This is a genomic window from Pseudalkalibacillus sp. NRS-1564 (assembly GCF_050467905.1).
Classification (GTDB): Bacteria; Bacillota; Bacilli; order Bacillales; family Guptibacillaceae; genus Guptibacillus; species Guptibacillus hwajinpoensis_B.
Genome location: NZ_JBITPM010000022.1, coordinates 31,931 through 51,435 on the forward strand (window position 1 = coordinate 31,931; position 19,505 = coordinate 51,435).

The window sequence follows — 19,505 nt, forward strand, 5'->3', positions numbered from 1 at the left end:
TTATTTTCTGTTCTAAAATAGCTTATCAATGATGATTTTCACCTTAAAACATAACCCGTTCCTCCAGAAGCGCATCCTTTTTTCTTTACGAAGTTGTTCACTTCCCCAATAAACCAAATTCACCGCTACTTATTCCATTACTGCGCTCTAGCACTCATTGTTTTATTCGTTTTTACATACTTCACGAACAACCACCGAACGAGTGGGCCCATAATAAGGAGCTGTAACGGGAAGGCTACAATGACATTCTTCATAAATAACGAAACATACTCTCTTAGGAAGGAATACTCCATAGATCCGATATTAGCATATGACATTATTAATCCGTAAAAAGACATAAAGAATACCATACCGATAACCATACAAGTTGAAAGAATTAAAATGACCTTCCATTTATAAGATTTGTTAAAAGGCAAACGAAACGTAATTTTCTTCGCAATGGGAGCTACCACAATAAATTCAAATGACAAAGCGATAATATAGCCAAGCAATAGACTCATCAGCAATTCTATAAGAGCCATTTCTCCCAATAATCCATTCGTAGATAAGTTATAGAATGTCATCACACATACCATTCCAAAACACATCATTAACCCAAAATAAAAACCTTCTTTTTTCGTTTCTGGCAAAACAACTCATCCTTTCTTTCTAGCATAGTGACAAGTATAGTCATTTCAATTCGCGCTCGTAAGTGAACATTTTGTGAACATTTAAAGCGAACCGTATCGCATGAATATGCTAATGAAGATATGCTACACTGATGAAAATCACTGTTCTCGATTCAAGAGAAAGACTGTTACGATCTGGTCTTCTCGACATACAACGATATTGTTTTTTGAAGGTGCTGTTTGAATGAAAAAAGGACTACTACTCTTCATAGCTTTTACTGTTGGGTTTCTCTTTGATCTTATCAACATTCCAGCTGGATGGTTACTAGGTGCAATGCTTGTTGGAGCCTTCTATCGACTTATGATTGATGATATGGCATATCCGAATTTATTGTTTGACCTCTCGTTAGCCGTGATCGGTGTCAGCATCAGCTTAAGTATTAAAGCGAAAATGTTTCAGGAGGTCGCAAGTTACCTACTCCCTCTAGCCGTCTCAATGATCATCTTATTAATTGCAAGCTGGGTTTTAGGAAAAATTCTAAATAACTATTCAAATCTTGATTCAAAAACAGCGCTATTCTGCTGTTTACCAGCCGGTGCATCGGTCATGATGGCTCTGAGCCGCGAATACAAGGCGAACCTAGGTATGGTTGCTGCCTTTCAAACGGTTCGCATCATGATGCTCGTCTCAACTATCCCGCTCGTCGCTGGTTTTATGTCTTCCTTTCTATCAACAGATGAAGTACAGGGTGCTGCGATGAAAGCCACATCTCAAGTGAATATGCCGATAGGACTCGCCAGTCTTTTCTACCTTTTGTTAATTGGAATCACCCTTTTCCTCGCAAAGAAATGGCGCATTCCGATCGCCCCTTTTCTATACGCCATTATCATTGGATTTCTCTTTCACACGTTTATCCAACCGCTTCCAACCATGCCGAATCTCCTTGTAGGTTTGGGGATGGCGATGCTAGGCGTCATCATCGGAGTGCGATTTGATCGCAAAGCTTTAAAGGAAATCAAAGAAATTGGGTGGACAAGTGTTTGGATTCTTCTCTCATTCTTTTTCTTAACATTTGTCGTAACGTTTGTGTTCTATCTCATGACACCGCTCGATTTCATTACAAGTCTACTCGCGATCGTTCCAGCTGGCGCACCGCAAATGTCTTCTGTTGCAGCATCTCTTGACTTAGATGCCAGCATCGTCGCTGCCATGCAGGTCATTCGCTTGCTCGTGCTTGTGTTAATTATTCCAATGCTCGTTCCTTTTCTGGTTTCCAAAGAGCAAGGTAATGAAATAAGTGGACAAGAAAACACATAAGAAAAAGCAGGTTCACATCAATTTAGTGTGACCTGCTTTTTCTTATGATTTTCATAGAAGTTCATCATTTTAACCTTTTGGAGTAAATAATCGGCGCGTTCATTCCGTCCTCATCTTCTTCAACCAATTCGATCAGTGCCACTTCTTCGATTCTGCCATAGATCGTATCATTCCGTTCAATACAGTAGTGATAGACCTTCGCTAAATCTTCATGAGAAAGATCATTAGCTAACGTACAGTGAGGAATCCACTTTCCAGGTAAATATAAAGAGTTAGCTGTTTCATTGAATTCGCCAAGGTTTTGATAATGATCCGCATGAAACGTAAGCAATTCCTGCGTCACTGTAGGCGTTAGAAAGATCGCTCCATAATCTAGGAAAGATCCGATTGTATTAAACGTAATCTCAAAACCACCTTTTTCATTATAATAATCATCCACTTCGTCTATGAACTTCTTTTTATCTAAGCTTTCATAGCTTCCTAATGTAATATGCGGTCTACCATCCTTCACTTCCTCTGCGTAGAAAGAAATGGATTGCTCACTCAGGTCATTCCATATGTCTTTCACCTGCTGTTCCGTCTTCTCATCAAATAATGCTATAAACCAGTACACTGTTTAGCCGCCTTTCTCTTCTTACCCCTTTGTTACGAAGCCTTCTCTCATACAATTTTGCTATAACGTTTGTTCCAATTCTTTGTTGCTTTTGTATTGTAGTAATTTGGCAATATGGAAAAACCCGTAGACGGAGATAAGCGTAATCCCCCAACCGACTATTTGTTTCAGAAGAATACCTTTATCAAAAGAATCTACCCCATATTGCAAGATTAGCCAAACATTAATCGACGCTACGATGATATCCTTACACGCAAAACCAAAAGTGATGAGTTTAAATATCGTTAAGATTTTCTTCTGGTAAAACTCCTGTTTTAGAATGCGACGGCTCCTTCCTTGGAGCTCCATAATATCGACTGTAAACAATAAATAAATAGGTCGATTGATCAAAATACTAATGATCATAATCAATGCGATTACATAAGAATAGACCACGTGATTCCAAAGCATTTGAATGGCAGACCCTGAAAGAACGTCTACTAACGTACTCGTTGCTAACGTCACAATGAGAAAAATCCCAAAAAAGTTTATTTTCTTCAGTAAAACAAAGCGGATAATACTATAAATAAACCCTGGAATCGTTGAAATAAGCATAGCATAGTAATCACCAATGATGTCTCGAGACAGGTGCCAAATGCCAATCGGAAATACAACATAGCAAATGAGATCCCATATGAGAATATTTCGATTCACTAACTGTTCATCCTCCTCCGTACTAACGCTTGTGATTATAAAACAAGAGCTTCTCCTCGTCCCGGAAAAGCTCCTCCTTAGAAATTTCATCGTATTAGAAATCAAACGAGTGATCAGTTCAATTCATACGTTCCATCTTCATACACTTTGTACAACCCTACCGTTCCAGAACCACCCTTTTCCTTAAGGGATTTGGAAGTAAGTTGCACAGTATAATAAGGTCCCCCGTCATCTGTTTGAATCGGTCCCATCTCTCTAAAAACGATATCTGCAAAATCAATGTTTTGTGTTTCATCAGCTTCTAATTCACGCTTCAAATAATCGACAGCCGAAGTACCAGAAGTAATAGTGACCTCGCTCGATTCTGAAGTCTCCTCCTTAGAATCACCTTCTGTATGATCATTCGTATTCTCTTCTGTACCCTCGTCACTCGGATCATCAGATGTTGCTTCGCCTTCTTCCGTTCCTTCTTCATCAGTAGAAGCTTCATCGCTCGTTTCGGTGCTTGCTTCTTCATTCATCGAAGTGTCGGATTCTTCACTCGAACTATTAACCATTTCATTCGAGCCATTCGACTCGGCTTGCTCACCGGCTGAATTATTTCCACACGCAGCTAGCATCAAACAAGTAACCACGCTCAGTGTAACCATTTTTCTACTCCATTTCATTTCGCAAGCTCCTCTATTGCGGTGATTTCAAACTATGTATCTAGCTCGCGGTGGGATTGAAGAGTCTAAACATCGATTGTTCTTCACCAAATCGCTTCAATTGGGCTTCACACGTCATACCCACTTTTCGCAAAAGCTTACATGACGCCATATTTCGCGTTTGTGTCTCAGCGACGATTTCTTGTAGCTGCCATTCACTAAATCCATGCTTGATCACACGAGTAACGACCTCGCTCGCATAACCGTTCCGCCAGTACTGTGGTAGAAACTGATATCCGATCTCTGTACGAGCACCATCATGATAAGAATCAAGAAAAACAAAACCGATAAACGCATGACTGTCATTTAGAAAGATCGCCCAGTAGCGGCCTTTCTTTGCGTGAAGCATATGTGTGAAATGATGCTTAAACCCCTCTTCCTCCACTGTTCCACCTAAATATTTTCGCACATCCTCATTCTCATAAAGCTGTTTAACAGACTCATAATCTCTCTCCGAAAATAAGCGGAGATAACATCTTTCTGTTTTCAGGAATTTCCCTCCTATCCGTAGCAATGGTTTGAACAATATTTTTCATTAATATACAATTCCAATTATTTCAAAACAAACAATAAAATTCAATCATTTCACAGGAGTGCCATTTAAGTTCTTCTAATGAAAAACCAACTTTTCACTTTACGACATCATTTCCATTTGTTTCATTAACTTCTCTTTCGTGACTCCTAAGCTAGCTTTTTCCTTACCATTCTCGCTCTCTTCTTCATGATAGAAAGCTTGTCCTTCATATCTCGGGATCACATGCATATGGTAATGACTCAAATCGTTGAAAGTCCCGCCATTTTGGCAAACTGTGATTCCATCAGGCGCGTAAAGTGCTTTGATTGCTCGGGAAATTTTCATAGAAGCAACCATGATCGCATTGGCTGTTTTCATGTCTAACTCTTCCACATCTAAAAAGTGTTTCTTAGGTACAATTAACGTATGACCTTCGTTAAACGGCTCAATATCTAAAAAGCAACAAACATCATCATCTTCGTATACAACATGTACCGATTGGATTTTGTTTGCCAATTGACAGCCTAAGCATGCTGATTTCATAGACATTCTCTTCCCCTTTGCTTAATCGCATTTATTTGTTGCAATACCTTATTTCTTTTACTAGCCAACCTTTACTTCACCTGGTAATCATTACTCGTTTTTACACCAAACCGATAAGTTGATTCTCCTAAAGACTTACCGCCTTTCCCATTCCAGAAGAAATGAAGACGATAGACTGTTTCACCATTAGTCGAAGGGCTAATGGTAATATTATTTGAATCCAATTTAATATGTTCGCCCGTCGTTTCATTTATGAGATTGATCGTAGATGGCGCTGGCTCCATCTCGTCAAAACTGATGCCTATGGATTGCTTGCCGATATCGACAATTTCGGGGTTTTTCTGTGATTCATTATTAGCTTTTGTTACCATGACACAGTCATTCCAGCACACCGTTTTTGCGCTGTGCGCTATTTCAGTTTTCGCTTGTTTATCAAGATTCCACACTTCCACTTTTGGTTTAGGCGCTTCCTCACCGTTCAACTCCCCACTGCAAGCAGTTAGTAATGCAATCAGAAGGAAGAGTAATAAACGTTTCGTCATATGCCATCCCCCTTACGTCTTATGAAAATTCACACCCTGAGTTGTTTCTCGATTTTAACTCATTTGAGAGAAACCATTCCTTCACCTATCATTCAGCTAAGTCCAAACACTTCCTTTCAACCTTAAGCCATTTTCTTAGGGCTTTATTTATGAAATAAAGTGCAAATCCAGCAACCGTCATCATTATGATGACCTTCGGGAAAAACGCTTCCACTACATCACCCTCAAATCTTAAAGTAACAAAACATGAACATAGAATTCATAACTATCTTTCAACTTTTCCCTAGCCCTCTCTTATCGGTTTATTCCTGTTGGTTCTTTCTAGAAAGAAGTGATAAGAAAAACAGCGCTAGTCCTAGAGATATGGAGGCTACGATCATCGATTGATCCTCTTTCGCACTGCCTTCAATTAGCTTTATTGCTAACAAAATAACCCCAGCGATGATAAAGAAAACACATGCTGCAAAATTGACTTTCCCTAAGCGTGTTAACGTTATAAACATCATTCCATTCGCCCCTTTTGATAGAGTTGAAACATGGTTTGGATATGTATGATTGCACTAACAAATTAATGAAGGAATACTTTCATTCGCTCGTTCTTATTTTCCGTAGTTCACTCACAATCCCACCTATACAAACAAATACTCCTACAATGCCAACTACATTTACAAAGACGCCAGTAAAATCATCGAACTTAATACCTTCTTGAATATTTGACCAGAGGATTAAAACAAACACAGCAATTTCAAAGATAAAAAAGAAGATTCGCTTCAAGTTATCACCTCAATACAGTTAATACTGCTTCCCGATCGACTTCTCAATCAGCGCTACTCCATACGTTTGGCTCAATGAATTCTCTAAGATCATGAATGGAGCCAACTATTTTTTCACAATCCATTTGATTAAAGAAAAGACGACTAAAGCGCCAAGTACGGTGAATAGAAACGCCACTACCGCAATCGACAAACCTCCCATCCCCATTCAACTCTCACATCCTTTTAGCGATCCTGTTCTTAATTCGATTGTTATCATCTTCTCCCTCTCACAAAGAAGTTCCGTATTCCCTTACTAACTATACGAAGTTCACCTTAGAATCGTTTCGCTTTTCCGTAAACAAAAAGGCTGAGTATAATGCTCAACCTTTTTTCATGTCTCTATAATGGCGTTACTTGTTCCCTTTTAAAACGAACTCTTCCATTTGACCGTCCCACTCGATGACTGTATGGATTCCCTTGTCGAGCTGAAGCTCATCACAGGGGTAGGCACAGCCTAATGTATCTTCAATCTCGATCTTAGAGTTATTCATTTCTACTTCTCCGGTTTTCTGCCAATCAACATCGTAAGCTGTTTCACCACTAAAAGCATATGTAATATTTGTAGAAGGAATTTCACCATCGCCAATATATTCTAGCATTATTCCTCTAAACTCTTCTCCATTCTCTTCACGGAGATCGTATTGAACAGTCCAATTTTCGCTCGTTCCAGCTAGAATCCCATCAGGTAGATTTGATAATGAGGATGGATTAGAGCAAGAGGCCAAGAAAATTGTTAACAGAATGAGACATTTGCCTTTCACTTTGTTCACCACTTTTCATATTTAATTTTATTATGTAGTGAGAATAGGTTATGAATATTGATCTATACACAAAATCAAAAAAGATAGAACGCTCATCAAAGAGCCTAACCAATAATGGTAATACGATTTTCCAGAGCGATTTTTAAGAAGTTCCTCGATTCCTTGATTCATATTGTGTAGAAAAAACAACGCAAAAATAGGGCTGATTTTCATCATAACAGGATAGTTTTCGCTATTAGGTCCCACATTCCAATCAAAATTACAATAAATGAATAGAACAACTAATACTAGATCAATGACCTTGGCAACTTTATTGCGATCCTTAGACATCATCCACTTCGTTTGGTCTTTAATACCAAGGCGCCTTTTAAAATAATACTCACAAACCCATATGTATACAGCAAATAGAATGACAAGACTTACAATTGTAGGGACATTCAGCTGAAATCACCTCGCCTATTAAATTAATTATTGTAGTGAATTTATTTGAGACGTTTTGCTCTTTGATTGAATTCATCCGAAAGAATCGAATACATCTTTAAGTCATGAAACTTCCCCTTCGCAAACATCGCTTTTCTCATAATGCCTTCAAACGTCATGCCCGCCTTTTCCATCACTCTAGCCGATCCTTCGTTCGCGACAAAACATCTGGCCTGAATTCGCTCTAATTCTAATACATGAAATCCATAAGCTATGATTTGCTTAGCCGCTTCAGTCATATATCCTTTACCCCAACAATCTTCAGCAAGTACATAGCCTATTTCTGCTTTTCGATGTTTACTCTCAATGGTTACAAAATCGATCGTACCGACAAGCTGACCAGAAGATTTTAGCTCCATGCCCCATAGTGCTTTGGTTTCTTGACGATAACCCTCAAGGATCATCTCAACGAAGCCTTTCGTATCCTCTATAGATTGATGCGTTTCCCAGCTTACATGCTGTGATACATTGGGATTGGAGCCGTATTGATAAATAGTTTGAAGATCACCCTCGGTGATTTTTCGTAGAATCAAGCGTTCCGTTTCTAACTGTGGTATTTTTAAAGAATTCAATAATTAGCCCCCCATTCTATGACGATGTAACGTATTTTTTCAGGAACACATTCTTTTAAAGAACATTGATTAAATCCATATTTTCGTATTCAATCGAACACCTATTCATATCTTAATGCTGTGTTTCGATTCATTACTCTGCTTACATCCATAAATATAAAAATTTCATAAAAAGCAAAGTAAATAAGATTAGTATGATGCTTTTCATTTCCGCTATCGGTGAAGGTTCTTCCTGTTTCTTCCTTATTTTTCGTCTATACTCATTCTGAATTTTAAAGAAACTCTTCTTCTCTTTCTTTTGACCCTCCATCTGAGTACCTCCCAAATGAATCTGTTAAATAGTCAATCCATTTCCAGGAGCTTTTTATTCAGTTCTTACTATGGTAACCCTTACATTACTAACATCTCTTTTCTTAAAACCGCTGGATTTGTACCATTTTAACATATTATTCCACGTGGGATTCCAAAAGAATGATAGGTTATTAATAAAACGACACATGAGCCGGCTCATGTGTCGTTAAGGTTACTTATTTCATATTCAACTAGACTTCAACTTAACTATTTTTATGAAGGAAAGGGCATTTTCCGACGATAGGCTCTATGTCATCCCCGATAAACGACTGTTTCCATTCATTATGGTTAGGATCTCCGAAGTGGCTAATATCCGGATGCTTCGGAAGGTTATCCCATTTCTCTACACGCGCACGCACTTTGTCACGCGACATGATCCCGCCTTTTTCGGTTCCTTCCAATCCTTGAAAAATCGTTCTAGGCTGAAATCCTAAGATCAGGCTGTTGCCAAGGTTACGCGTTTTGCGTTGTTTATAGGCAGGTGCGTTTCCAAAAGTAAAGATCGGCTCTCCCGCGAAGTGAAAATCCCATAAAAAGTGCTCGGGATCCTTTGGTGCTTCACTTGGCCATGGAAAACGATCCTGGTTATGTAGATACTGTAGAATGTCCCAGAAGTAAGAACGATAGTAGTCAATCGACTTTTCATTCCTTTCCGGCTCTACAAAAATAAATAATCCATGTCTTATTTTCGTAGGTTCACGAAATAAGCTAAGAAAGCTTTCCACCGCGTCTGGTAAGTTGGTCCAATCATTGTGTTCAATATAGGAATAGCGCAACTCCCCTTTAAGTTGAGCTGTTCTACCGAAAAAACAAGGAAATGTTGGATCTGTAACTAACTCACTGAACGTTTTATATTCTGTTAAGAGCCATTCTGGAAGATCTTCTCGATTCTCAATATCTTCCTTTGTTAACAGGAAACGACTTTCTGTCTTTAGCATTGGTTTCTCTCCTTTTAATAAGAAATTACCGTTTAGACCATTCCACTACTGGGCATGGTCTTATCCTCGTAGAAGTGGAAGAGTACAGCACCTAAACGAACCGCCCGATTTAATGATTTCAGAGAAATCAACAGGTAGGACGGTAAAGCCTTCAGACTCCAATACGCGATTTAAACGTGTGTTTTGCGAGAGGCTAACGACTTTACCTTGACCGATCGAAAGAACATTTGGGCCCATATAAAACTGTTCTTCTTTTGACACGTAAATCAAATGAAAACGAGCATTTAACTTCTTTAAATCCTCACTAGTAAAAGCGTGCGGATAGACGAGCGCAACCTTTTCACTAATGATGTTGAACACACAATCTAGATGAAGAATATCATCCTTTAACGTTAGCGGTTCAATTTGATAATCAGGTAGGCGCTTTTGTAGTTCTTGAATGGCTAAGTTAGACGTTCGTCCACTTTTCCCAACGTAAACGGTCGAGCCATCAATAACGACATCGCCCCCTTCCACTGAATGAGGCAATCCTTCTTGATAAGTGATCGAACGATTCTTCAGCCATGATTTCAATGTATTCGTTTCTTGCTGGCGAACTTGTTCACTCATTGAAGCGACGAATAGCTCTTGACCAATGGTAAACCCGATGTCCCGAGTAAAGACTTGCTCGGGAAGATCCGGGTTTGCCTCAAGTTCATGAACATCAACATCGTGATCTTTAAGAACGTGAACAAATTCACTGTGCTGCTGTAATGCTTTAGGAACGTTAATGTTACTTCTTTCATAATGCTTTTGCGTTTCATTTATAATTTCAGTTATTTTCATAAAGGATGGTTTTACGACTAATACCTTTTTTAGACTCGTATATTCAGTGTTACACTTTATGCTTTGTTTGATCGCTACTTCGCTCATGTCCCTTACCTCCATCTTGCATTTACGTCTTTCTTCCCTATCACAACCAACCTAAAACCTGGATAATGAAAATACAATGAATGCTTTTTTGAATTTGAACGCGTTGCCAATTGGTAGATTTTTCATTCCTCATCTTATTAAAAAAATCCCCGCATCGTACGCGAGGATTTAGCATGTTACCTTTATTTTATTTATGCATCCATCAATATTTCTCGTATATCTTCTTCCGTTAAGTTTGTATTGGCCTTTTCGTCTGAATCAATGATCTCCCCGATGAGCTCGCGTTTTTTCTCCTGAAGGTCGTTCATCTTTTCTTCTATCGTGCCGCGGGCTACTAGCTTCATGACGTTGACAACTTTCTCCTGGCCAATACGGTGCGTACGATCTGCCGCTTGCTCTTCAACGGCTGGATTCCACCAAAGATCGTAAAGCACAACCGTATCCGCTCCAGTTAGGTTCAGTCCTGTGCCACCAGCTTTTAAAGAAATCAAAAAAACATCTCGTTCGCCGTTGTTAAACCGATTGCACTTCTCCACTCTTTCCATAGATGGCGTCTCCCCATCAAGATAGAAAAAGTTTTGTCCACGAGCGGCTAGCTCCCTCCCAATGATTTGAAGCATTTTCGTAAACTGAGAGAAAATTAATATTCTCCGACCAGAACGCCTTGATTCTTCGACAATTTGAAGCAGCTGCTCGAATTTAGCAGAGCTCCCCTTATATCCATCAACGAACAAGGCGGGGTGACAACAAATTTGGCGCAGTCTTGTTAAGCCAGCTAAAATTTTGATGCGATTCTTGCTAATCGTATCTCGATCAAGGTGTTTGAGCGTATCGGTTTTTAACTTCGCAAGGAAAGCGGCGTATAGCTTCTTTTGCTCTGGTAATAAATCTGTTAACTCTAGAGATTCGAGCTTATCCGGTAGCTCTGCTAAAACATCCTCTTTCATTCTTCGAAGTAAGAACGGTCGTACTCTTCTCGCGATCGTTTTTTTCGTTAAGTTACCGTAAGCTTTTATCCCCTTGAAAAGGTCAGGGAAAACAACGTGATAAATCGACCAGAGCTCTTCAATCGCATTTTCAACAGGCGTACCCGTGAGTCCAAAGCGATGATCGGCGTTGATTTTCTTTACCGCCCGGGCGGTTTGAGTTGAAGGGTTTTTGAAAGCCTGTGCTTCATCAAAAAAGACGGTGTGGAAGGATTTCGTTTCATACCATTTCACATCGCGATGAAGTAACGGATAAGACGTGATGATAACGTCCATTCCTTCGACCGTTTGCTGAAGCTTTTCGCGTGTCGATAGATCGCCGTCCATGATCAGCGTTTGAAGCTCTGGAGCAAATTTTTTCATTTCATTGTACCAGTTATACGTAAGGGATGATGGACAGACGATAAGAACAGGCTTTTTCTGTTCACGAATGGCTGTAAGCTCAGATACGATAAAGGTGATGCTCTGCAAGGTTTTCCCAAGTCCCATATCATCTGCGAGTACCCCGCCAAATCCATAGCTCGCAAGTGTTTTCATCCACTCATATCCTTGAATTTGATAATCACGTAAAACCCCTTCTAATTGGGGCGGTACTTCAAATTCTAATTTACTCGGATGCCGCATTGAATCGAGGAATTCGCGAAACGATTGGTCTGCTTGAAAAATGTTCTTCTGCTCGATCGAATCCATCAGATTTGCGCCTTTCGTAACGGGCAACGAAAAATACGGCTCCAGTTGTTCTTGAGGGGGAACGGTCGTTAAAAAGCTGTGAATGTCCTCCATTTCTTTCGTTTCGAGCGATAAGAGTGATCCACTTCTAAGACGATAATATTTCCGCTTTTCTTCTAATGCAGCTAGGATTTCTTTAATTTGATTGTCGGATATGCCATCCATTTCAAATTTAAATTCTAACCAGTTTGTTCGTTCTCGCTTCTTCACCTTCACGTTGATTTTAGGATAAGTTGGTTTTTGAACAAGACGATTTCGAACAGCAGTCGTCGCATATAACTGAAGCAGCGATTGAAGCTTTGGAACGGTATGATAGAGAAATTCATATTCAAGCTCTTCATTTTGCATCAAATAGCCACCGTCCGTTTTTGAAAATCCGCTTTCTTCCATCATCGCAAGAATTTCTTCTTCCTTCTCAACATCGCGAATGATGGTTGAACCCGGCACATCGCGATTCTCTAACGGCTGAATCACTACTTCTTCATACTGAAATTCAAGCCCTGCTAGCAGACGATTTCTAATGCGATCTAAGTAAAGCCTCGCCTTTAACGGTGTTTTCATAAATTTTTCACGGAAGGCTCTCGAAAGTTCTACATTTCCCATTCGTTTCAAATCAGGTACAACTTTTTCAAGAAAATGATCAATCTGTGTGTAAGGAATGGGAATAAAGTTTGTCCCGGGTGACGGGAGCATCTGCTTCAATTCAACGATTCGATGAAAATCTCTCTCTTCTAATTGAAAGACCGTTCCATGATAGATGATCGATTCATACGCATTCAAAATGGTCATGCGTTCGAGTCCTTTAATCGTGACTTGGCAACTGTCCGCATCCGACTCATCTACGATAAACCGGATCGGTGGTGAGCCGTCGATCACGTTGAGACGCTCAAAGAAACGACCGTTATGCTGGAGCTTAACGTCTGGCGCCTTTGTTAACAAAGGGATCAGGCTGATCCACGAAGATGGCGAGATGATCAACGTGTCTCTCGACGCGTGATCGGTGGATGTGTATGGCGCTGATTCTAGAAAGGCCTCCTCATCACTAGCGACTCGAATAAGGTGATGAAGGATCGCATCTGCTTCAATTGAAAAACAGTGAAGATTTGTTTCATATATAAAGTGCGTTGATATTTCACTAGGCTTCCCCTGTTTCACATGAGAAAGAAAGTCGCGAATGCCAGGCACTTTTGTTTGTTCAATCGCTACTTCTATCCCAAGCACATCCTGATCGTTTAGCGAAACAGGTTTACATGTAAATACCGCATCAAGCATCTTTCTTTTTTCAAAATAGCGTTGATGGCCACTCTTTTTAGAACCATCCTTCGTAAACAGCATCATAAAGTCTTCTGTAAGCTCTCTATTATGAGTCTTGTTTTCCTCTTGTTCTTGCTGAAGCTGTTGGATCGCAATGAGGACAGCCGCAATGTGCTGACAGTCTTTTTGGAAAGTTGCAAGGGAAGGGCAGCTGCATTCCGTTTGAAGCTGGCCATCTTGATCCTTGATTACCGATACGAAAAAATCTTCTGTTCCATGAACGGTGGCCTCACATTGATCAGATTGATCACTTTGAAAGGATACTTTATTTGAACGGTAATAAGCCTCCCCTTTTTTGAAAGACAGCTCCCCACACATTTCTTTGATTCGATTTTTGTTTAGTTGAATATCCATGTTATCCCGATCCTTCATAAATAAATAACGTGATGGTCGCTTCTATCTTATCCATTCGTTTTCTAGTTCCATTTTAGCATATGTCACAGGCACTTACGGTCCAATGCCTATACGATCATATTCTTGTTCTCATACACTATCGTACAACTAATTAAGGGGGAAACGATCGTGTATCGACCATATTATCACCACGGACATGGAAGCTACTATCCTGGTTACGGGTATCATCATGGCCATGGCAGTTACAATCCCGGCTACGGCTATCATCACGGACACGGAAGTTATTATCCTGGCTATGGTTACCATCACGGGCAAACAACTTACCATCCTGGTTATGGCTTTCACCACAGCCAGAGCACCTTCCACCGCCCTTAATAATACAATTTGGCAATGAAAGAATTGCGCATGAAAGACAGGTGTAACATGGAGAAACGATTCGGAACGGCATTGAACTGCATAGATGGACGAACACAAATCCCTGTCACACAGTGGCTAAAAGCACAATATTGTCTTGATTACGTTGATCTTATTACAGAGCCAGGTATGGATCGCGTATTGTCTCATGGTCCACGATGTGACATCGAGCGCATTAGAGAAAACTCGCTTATTTCACTCACTGCTCATGCTTCTCAGGTTATTGCGGTCGTTGGTCATTGCGACTGTGCTGCCAATCCCGTAAGCAAGCGCCAACACTTTGCAGATATCGCTGCTTCCACCCAAGTTGTTAAATCATGGGGATTTCCAGTTTGGGTCATTGGTCTCTGGGTGGATGAGTATGGCCGGGTAGAGGTTGTTTGTGAATAAAATAAAGGGCCGTCTCCAGCTGTAGGAGATGGCCCAACGTATGTAGAAGCAAATTGCCTTACTAAGAACACCAACATTTATTGTTTCTCGCTTCAAATACTTTAAAACCACGTTCCTAGAAAGATCATCACACTAAAGAAAAGAAAGAAGATGATACTTCGCATTTTGCTTCTTTTCCAAACTCTAATCGTCATTAAGATCGCACCAGGGACAATAAAGACGAGCCCCATTACTTTTGCAATGAAAAACTCAAAAACATTGCCAACTGATAATAGAAACGCTCCAATTATGAGAAAGCCACCAGTGCACAAAAACTCTAGTGTGCCAAAACTTTCGCGAACTTCTCTTTTTTCTTTCGCATTCATCTTCTTATACCTGATTATGACCGCAATCATAGGAAAGCCGTATATCAGGCTTAGTGTAACAATTGAATCGACGGTACTACTCACAAGCACACTCCTCATTCCATTTATTCCCTACTATCATTTCAAATATAAGGAACCATTTCAATGATAAATGGTAAACTTACGACATTCAGTTAAGAAACAGTTTTACTCTGATAAAATAGGGAATTCATTCTTCTAGATAGTTACATAAAATTGGAGTGGGAGGAAGAAAAAGTGAGTCAAGCTAAGATGTCGGTTGGATTAGTTACCCCACCTGGATATCCAGAAAAGCTAAGTAAACAATTAAGTAGCGAATTGCCTAAGCTCCTTCGCTATTACGTAGAAGATGAGTGTGAATGGCATGTAGATTCAACCGTTGATCCTCTCACAGGAGTCACTGAAAAACCTGAAGAAGTTCTAGAAGCAGGTTATAAGAGAAAGGAAGAAGAAGATTGGGACTACATCGTTTGTTTAACAGACTTACCATTCTTTCAAGATAGAAAACCGATTTTGGCAGAAGCTTCTACAAATAAAAAAGTAGCCATTATCAGTCTTCCAGGATTAGGATCAACCCCTATGGTAAAAAGAATCAGGCAATCTATTCTACAATTAGTCAACGAAATGTACTATGGTAGCCCAGAGGAAGATCGAGAAAAAGCGCAAAGACGATTACAAGCTAAAGAAAATGAAGAATACGAATACTTGAAGGAAAAAGGGTCGAAGAGGCTCTTTAAAAAAGGGGGATTCGAACGGTTTTCTCCTATTAAACGTGTAAGGCCTGGAGAAGAAACATCTATTGATGTGAGATATATCGTAAAGTCGCGGTTAAGTGGGGCCATTCGCATCTTAACTGGAATGGTAAGAGCAAACCGACCGTGGGCGATCTTCCCCGCTTTTAAAAAGGTAATTATTTTTGCTTTTGCGACTGGCTCCTATGCTCTCGTGTTTCCTACCCTCTGGCAGTTAAGTAACAGTTACGGTTTATGGAGAATGTTTATGCTTATGATTGTCTCCTCGTTCTTAATGGTTGGCTGGCTTGTCCTAGCTCATAATCTATGGGAAAAACCTAGGCAGGATCGAGCGAAATATCTTCGAAACCTCTATAATGTAGCAACGATCCTAACACTGCTTGTGACGGTTAGTTTCTATTATATTATTCTATTTTTTATGTTCGCCGTAGCGGTAATAGCTTTCATTCCGATGGGACTGCTGGAATCGCAATTATCAGGTTCTGTTGGATACGATAATTATTTCTACATTACGTGGACAGCTACGAGCATCTCGATTATTATCGGGGCACTTGGATCCGCCCTTGAAGATGAAGAAGTAGTTCTTTCCTCAACATACGGATACCGACAGCAGCAGCGATATAAGACTGCGAATGACTCGAAGGAAGAAGAGAATACTTAAGTAGAGAAAATGAAGATACTAATTCAAAAAATGACCCTCCGAATTGGAGGGTCATTTTGCTTCTACGTTATTCTTCTTTGTTAAGGTAAAAAAGATGATCGCACCAATTGAAGACGTTGTGAACAAAATCGCTCCCATTGGAACCGCAGTTGATTCATCAATTCCAACAAGCGGTGACACCATCGAACCGAATAACAGCGGCAGCATGCCTAATACCGCACTTGCACTTCCGGCGCGGTGGCCCTGCTTTTCCATCGCAAGCGTGAAAGTACTTGTAAGTACCATTCCCATAGCTGTCATGTAAATAAAGATCGGGATGACGAGCGTTGCAAGTGGCCCTTCAATAATCGTCATGAGAAGAAGAAACGATGTAGCCGTGACTGCTGTAATAACCGCCGTACGAAGAAGACTTCTTTCATGAAAATAAGCACTTAACCTGCCAATCATGAAGCTCCCAGAAATAATCGCAAGTCCGTTAATTCCAAACAGAATACTGAAGGCTTGAGGTGAAACGTTATAAATACCTTGATAAACGAATGGAGTGCCAGATACGTATGCAAAGCTACCACCGTGAACAAATCCAATCGTTAACGCATATCCGATAAAGGAGCGGTCCTTAAGCAGACTTCCCATCGTTCGCACTGATTGCTTCACCGTGCTTGGCAGCCGTTTCTCAGGCGGTAACGTTTCTGGTAGTCGGAAACCGATAACCGTCACGATAATGAGTCCAAGAATTCCAAGGAAATAGAAGATCGTGTTCCAAGTCGCAAACGGCAATAGTAAAATCGCCCCTCCCGCAATGGGCGCGATCATTGGCGCTGTCGCATTGATAACCATAAGAAGAGCGAAGAATTTTGTTAATTCTCTCCCGCTAAAAACATCACGAACGACAGCACGTGAGAGCACAACTCCCGCTGAAGCTGTAAAGCCCTGAAGGAAACGAGCAATCACAAGCGTAATAATGTTAGGTGCGACCGCACAAAGAATTGAAAATAAGGCAAATAAGAAAATAAATATCAATAATGGCTTACGCCTTCCTTGTCCATCACTATATGGGCCAATCACAATTTGTCCAACTGCTAGTCCAATGAGACAGGTGGTTAAACTAAGCTGTACGAGCGATGCGCTCGCATTTAAATCACTCGCTATTCCTGGAAAACTCGGAAGGTACATATCAATATTTAATGGACCCATAATGCCGAGCATCCCAAGCAGTAACGCAAGACCAAACCGTTCTTTTCCTGTTGGGTTATGAAGCATGAATGTTAACACCTTTCTTGCACAATGCATCAGTTAGTAGTCCAATAGATTTTAGCAAACGAGCATATTCATTACAATTGATAAGACCCCGATTTGGAAAAGAAAAACGATCCCTACGTATCATAGGAATCGTTTCATTCATCACCCAAACTGGGCTTTATGCAGACGGCTGTATATACCGCTTGATTCGATAAGCTCCGCATGGTTTCCTTGCTCTGCAATCCCATCCTTCGTCACAACCATAATCCGATCAGCATTCTTAATTGTTGCAAGACGATGGGCAATCACAAGCGTCGTGCGCCCTTCCGTTAGTTCTTCCAGTGACTTTTGAATCGCTACTTCCGTTTCTGTGTCGAGGGCAGACGTCGCTTCATCTAAAATAAGAATCGGTGGGTTTTTCAAGAACATACGCGCGATCGCAAGCCTCTGTTTCTGCCCACCAGAAAGCTTCACACCTCTTTCACCAATCACCGTATCCAACCCGTCTGGCTGACTATATATAAACTCATCTAGCTTTGCTTTCCGCGCTGCTTCTAGAATTTCTTCATCTCCAGCTAAAAGATTTCCATAAGCGATGTTCTCGCGAAACGTTCCCGAGAACAGGAACACATCCTGCTGCACGATTCCAATCTGACTTCGAAGAGAGGAAAGCTTCAATTCTCTCACATCGATCCCATTAATCGTTATCGCACCACTCTGAATTTCATAAAAGCGAGGCAGCAAACTACAAAGCGTTGTTTTGCCAGCTCCAGACGGGCCAACAAACGCAACCGTCTCCCCAGGCTGTATAGATAAGTTGATTTTATTTAATACAGGCGCATAGCCCTCATAGCCAAACGAGACATCTTGATAGCGAATCTCTCCGCTAAGCGCTATTTCAATCGCATCTTCCGAATCCTGAATGTCTGGATCAGTATCAATGATTTCGGTATAACGCTTAAATCCGGCAATCCCTTTCGGATAGCTTTCAATAACGGCATTAATTTTCTGAATCGGCCCGATGAGAATATTTGATAATAAAATAAACGCAACGAATTCACCATACGTGAGCTCCCCTGAGATAACGAAAAAGGTACCGAACAGCAGCGTAAATAGCGTAACGACTCTCATTAACAAATAGTTCGACATAACGTTCTGCGCCATGATTTTATACGATTGAAGCTTAGTTGAACGGTAACTCTCATTGTTTTGACGGAACTTCTCCTGTTCATGGTGTTCATTCGCGAATGCCTGAACGACGCGAATCCCTCCGATGCTATCTTCTACACGGGAATTAATTTCAGCGACATCTTGAAACATGCGCCTGAACGTTTTCGTCATCTTTTTATTAAAGTAAATGGCTAGAATAATAAGAAGTGGAATAACGATAAAGGAAAGAACGGCAAGCTTCCAGTTAATCATCAGCATTAATCCAAATGAACCAAGCAGCGTCATAAGCGCCACAAATACATCCTCTGGGCCGTGATGTGCTACCTCGCCAATTTCTTCGAGATCTTTTGTAAGTCTTGAGATGCTGTGACCCGTTTTACTATTATCATAGTAACCAAATGATAGCTTTTGCATATGCGTAAACAGCTTCTGACGCATATCTGTTTCAATGTTAATCCCGAGCTTATGTCCCCAGTAGGTGACGATAAAATGCAGGCCTGTATTTATTAAGTAAATGAGGAGCAATCCTGCACACGCGAGAAGAATGATGCCCCAATTCCCCTCAGGAAGTAACCGATCGATTACCTGGTTCACCGCAAGTGGAAAAGCAAGCTCCAACACTCCGACGATGATGGCGGATACGAAATCAAGAATAAATAGCCATTTGTATGGCCGGTAATAAGAAAAGAAGCGTTTGAGCAAAGAAAAACCTCCCTATAACTTGATCGAATCAATGAAACTTTTCA

Annotated in this window: 21 protein-coding genes; 3 read left to right on the forward strand and 18 right to left on the reverse strand. The window is 40.5% G+C overall.

The window, feature by feature from the left end; translation table 11 throughout:
- Positions 1-137: 137 nt before the first annotated feature.
- Positions 138-629 carry a DUF2798 domain-containing protein gene (locus ACIFPW_RS12060; protein WP_430244480.1) on the reverse strand — a complete coding sequence of 164 codons (492 nt, stop codon included), beginning with the start codon at positions 627-629 and terminating at the stop codon, positions 138-140.
- Between the two features lie 223 nt (positions 630-852).
- Between ACIFPW_RS12060 and ACIFPW_RS12065 the strand changes: the two genes are divergently transcribed.
- Complete coding sequence (locus ACIFPW_RS12065; protein ID WP_430244482.1) at positions 853-1,926, forward strand: AbrB family transcriptional regulator; 1,074 nt, start codon at positions 853-855, stop codon at positions 1,924-1,926.
- 64 nt (positions 1,927-1,990) lie between these two features.
- Here the strand turns inward: ACIFPW_RS12065 and ACIFPW_RS12070 are convergent, their stop codons facing one another.
- The 14 genes from ACIFPW_RS12070 to ACIFPW_RS12135 form a co-directional block, all read right to left on the reverse strand.
- Positions 1,991-2,539 (reverse strand): 2'-5' RNA ligase family protein, encoded by a 549-nt coding sequence (locus ACIFPW_RS12070; RefSeq protein WP_430244484.1) that lies wholly within the window; start codon positions 2,537-2,539, stop codon positions 1,991-1,993.
- A gap of 60 nt (positions 2,540-2,599) precedes the next feature.
- Positions 2,600-3,232 (reverse strand): VC0807 family protein, encoded by a 633-nt coding sequence (locus ACIFPW_RS12075; protein ID WP_430244486.1) that lies wholly within the window; start codon positions 3,230-3,232, stop codon positions 2,600-2,602.
- A gap of 113 nt (positions 3,233-3,345) precedes the next feature.
- The gene (locus ACIFPW_RS12080; protein ID WP_430244489.1) at positions 3,346-3,900 is read right to left on the reverse strand and encodes a hypothetical protein; all 555 of its coding nucleotides are present in this window, start codon (positions 3,898-3,900) and stop codon (positions 3,346-3,348) included.
- 40 nt (positions 3,901-3,940) lie between these two features.
- Positions 3,941-4,465 carry a GNAT family N-acetyltransferase gene (locus ACIFPW_RS12085; RefSeq protein WP_430244492.1) on the reverse strand — a complete coding sequence of 175 codons (525 nt, stop codon included), beginning with the start codon at positions 4,463-4,465 and terminating at the stop codon, positions 3,941-3,943.
- A gap of 108 nt (positions 4,466-4,573) precedes the next feature.
- Positions 4,574-5,002 (reverse strand): HIT family protein, encoded by a 429-nt coding sequence (locus ACIFPW_RS12090; protein ID WP_430244494.1) that lies wholly within the window; start codon positions 5,000-5,002, stop codon positions 4,574-4,576.
- 65 nt (positions 5,003-5,067) lie between these two features.
- The gene (locus ACIFPW_RS12095) at positions 5,068-5,538 is read right to left on the reverse strand and encodes a hypothetical protein (RefSeq protein WP_430244496.1); all 471 of its coding nucleotides are present in this window, start codon (positions 5,536-5,538) and stop codon (positions 5,068-5,070) included.
- Positions 5,539-5,840: 302 nt separating this feature from the next.
- Positions 5,841-6,044: a hypothetical protein gene (locus tag ACIFPW_RS12100; RefSeq protein WP_430244498.1), complete on the reverse strand. Its 204-nt coding sequence runs from the start codon at positions 6,042-6,044 to the stop codon at positions 5,841-5,843.
- A 79-nt stretch (positions 6,045-6,123) separates the two neighbouring features.
- On the reverse strand, positions 6,124-6,312 hold the full coding sequence (locus ACIFPW_RS12105) for a hypothetical protein (RefSeq protein ID WP_430244500.1): 189 nt from the start codon (positions 6,310-6,312) through the stop codon (positions 6,124-6,126).
- Between the two features lie 391 nt (positions 6,313-6,703).
- Positions 6,704-7,114 carry a hypothetical protein gene (locus tag ACIFPW_RS12110; RefSeq protein WP_430244502.1) on the reverse strand — a complete coding sequence of 137 codons (411 nt, stop codon included), beginning with the start codon at positions 7,112-7,114 and terminating at the stop codon, positions 6,704-6,706.
- 48 nt (positions 7,115-7,162) lie between these two features.
- Complete coding sequence (locus tag ACIFPW_RS12115) at positions 7,163-7,555, reverse strand: DUF4181 domain-containing protein (RefSeq protein ID WP_430244669.1); 393 nt, start codon at positions 7,553-7,555, stop codon at positions 7,163-7,165.
- Between the two features lie 41 nt (positions 7,556-7,596).
- The gene (locus ACIFPW_RS12120; protein ID WP_430244505.1) at positions 7,597-8,166 is read right to left on the reverse strand and encodes a GNAT family N-acetyltransferase; all 570 of its coding nucleotides are present in this window, start codon (positions 8,164-8,166) and stop codon (positions 7,597-7,599) included.
- A 554-nt stretch (positions 8,167-8,720) separates the two neighbouring features.
- The gene (locus ACIFPW_RS12125) at positions 8,721-9,455 is read right to left on the reverse strand and encodes a YqcI/YcgG family protein (protein ID WP_430244507.1); all 735 of its coding nucleotides are present in this window, start codon (positions 9,453-9,455) and stop codon (positions 8,721-8,723) included.
- A gap of 60 nt (positions 9,456-9,515) precedes the next feature.
- Positions 9,516-10,367, reverse strand: a complete 852-nt coding sequence (locus tag ACIFPW_RS12130) for a dimethylarginine dimethylaminohydrolase family protein (protein WP_430244510.1) — start codon at positions 10,365-10,367, stop codon at positions 9,516-9,518.
- A 191-nt stretch (positions 10,368-10,558) separates the two neighbouring features.
- Positions 10,559-13,750 carry an SNF2 helicase associated domain-containing protein gene (locus ACIFPW_RS12135; protein WP_430244513.1) on the reverse strand — a complete coding sequence of 1,064 codons (3,192 nt, stop codon included), beginning with the start codon at positions 13,748-13,750 and terminating at the stop codon, positions 10,559-10,561.
- A 423-nt stretch (positions 13,751-14,173) separates the two neighbouring features.
- On the opposite strand from ACIFPW_RS12135, the gene ACIFPW_RS12140 reads away from it, so the two are divergent.
- Positions 14,174-14,554 (forward strand): carbonic anhydrase, encoded by a 381-nt coding sequence (locus tag ACIFPW_RS12140; RefSeq protein ID WP_430244515.1) that lies wholly within the window; start codon positions 14,174-14,176, stop codon positions 14,552-14,554.
- 101 nt (positions 14,555-14,655) lie between these two features.
- Here the strand turns inward: ACIFPW_RS12140 and ACIFPW_RS12145 are convergent, their stop codons facing one another.
- Positions 14,656-15,003, reverse strand: coding sequence for a hypothetical protein (locus tag ACIFPW_RS12145; protein ID WP_430244516.1), 348 nt, complete (start codon positions 15,001-15,003; stop codon positions 14,656-14,658).
- 171 nt (positions 15,004-15,174) lie between these two features.
- On the opposite strand from ACIFPW_RS12145, the gene ACIFPW_RS12150 reads away from it, so the two are divergent.
- Positions 15,175-16,350: a hypothetical protein gene (locus ACIFPW_RS12150; protein WP_430244519.1), complete on the forward strand. Its 1,176-nt coding sequence runs from the start codon at positions 15,175-15,177 to the stop codon at positions 16,348-16,350.
- Positions 16,351-16,401: 51 nt separating this feature from the next.
- Here ACIFPW_RS12150 and ACIFPW_RS12155 read toward each other — a convergent pair whose 3' ends face one another.
- The gene (locus ACIFPW_RS12155; protein ID WP_430244522.1) at positions 16,402-17,610 is read right to left on the reverse strand and encodes a Bcr/CflA family efflux MFS transporter; all 1,209 of its coding nucleotides are present in this window, start codon (positions 17,608-17,610) and stop codon (positions 16,402-16,404) included.
- Between the two features lie 141 nt (positions 17,611-17,751).
- Positions 17,752-19,461: an ABC transporter ATP-binding protein gene (locus tag ACIFPW_RS12160; protein WP_430244525.1), complete on the reverse strand. Its 1,710-nt coding sequence runs from the start codon at positions 19,459-19,461 to the stop codon at positions 17,752-17,754.
- Between the last annotated feature and the right edge of the window lie 44 nt (positions 19,462-19,505).

Coding starts and splice junctions, on each gene's coding strand:
- ACIFPW_RS12130 (WP_430244510.1), bottom strand. CDS start 10,367: ATGAGCGAAGTAGCGATCAAACAAAGCATAAAGTGTAACACTGAATAT.
- ACIFPW_RS12155 (WP_430244522.1), bottom strand. CDS start 17,610: ATGCTTCATAACCCAACAGGAAAAGAACGGTTTGGTCTTGCGTTACTG.
- ACIFPW_RS12065 (WP_430244482.1), top strand. CDS start 853: ATGAAAAAAGGACTACTACTCTTCATAGCTTTTACTGTTGGGTTTCTC.
- ACIFPW_RS12090 (WP_430244494.1), bottom strand. CDS start 5,002: ATGTCTATGAAATCAGCATGCTTAGGCTGTCAATTGGCAAACAAAATC.
- ACIFPW_RS12135 (WP_430244513.1), bottom strand. CDS start 13,750: ATGGATATTCAACTAAACAAAAATCGAATCAAAGAAATGTGTGGGGAG.
- ACIFPW_RS12080 (WP_430244489.1), bottom strand. CDS start 3,900: ATGAAATGGAGTAGAAAAATGGTTACACTGAGCGTGGTTACTTGTTTG.
- ACIFPW_RS12100 (WP_430244498.1), bottom strand. CDS start 6,044: ATGATGTTTATAACGTTAACACGCTTAGGGAAAGTCAATTTTGCAGCA.
- ACIFPW_RS12140 (WP_430244515.1), top strand. CDS start 14,174: ATGGAGAAACGATTCGGAACGGCATTGAACTGCATAGATGGACGAACA.
- ACIFPW_RS12125 (WP_430244507.1), bottom strand. CDS start 9,455: ATGCTAAAGACAGAAAGTCGTTTCCTGTTAACAAAGGAAGATATTGAG.
- ACIFPW_RS12095 (WP_430244496.1), bottom strand. CDS start 5,538: ATGACGAAACGTTTATTACTCTTCCTTCTGATTGCATTACTAACTGCT.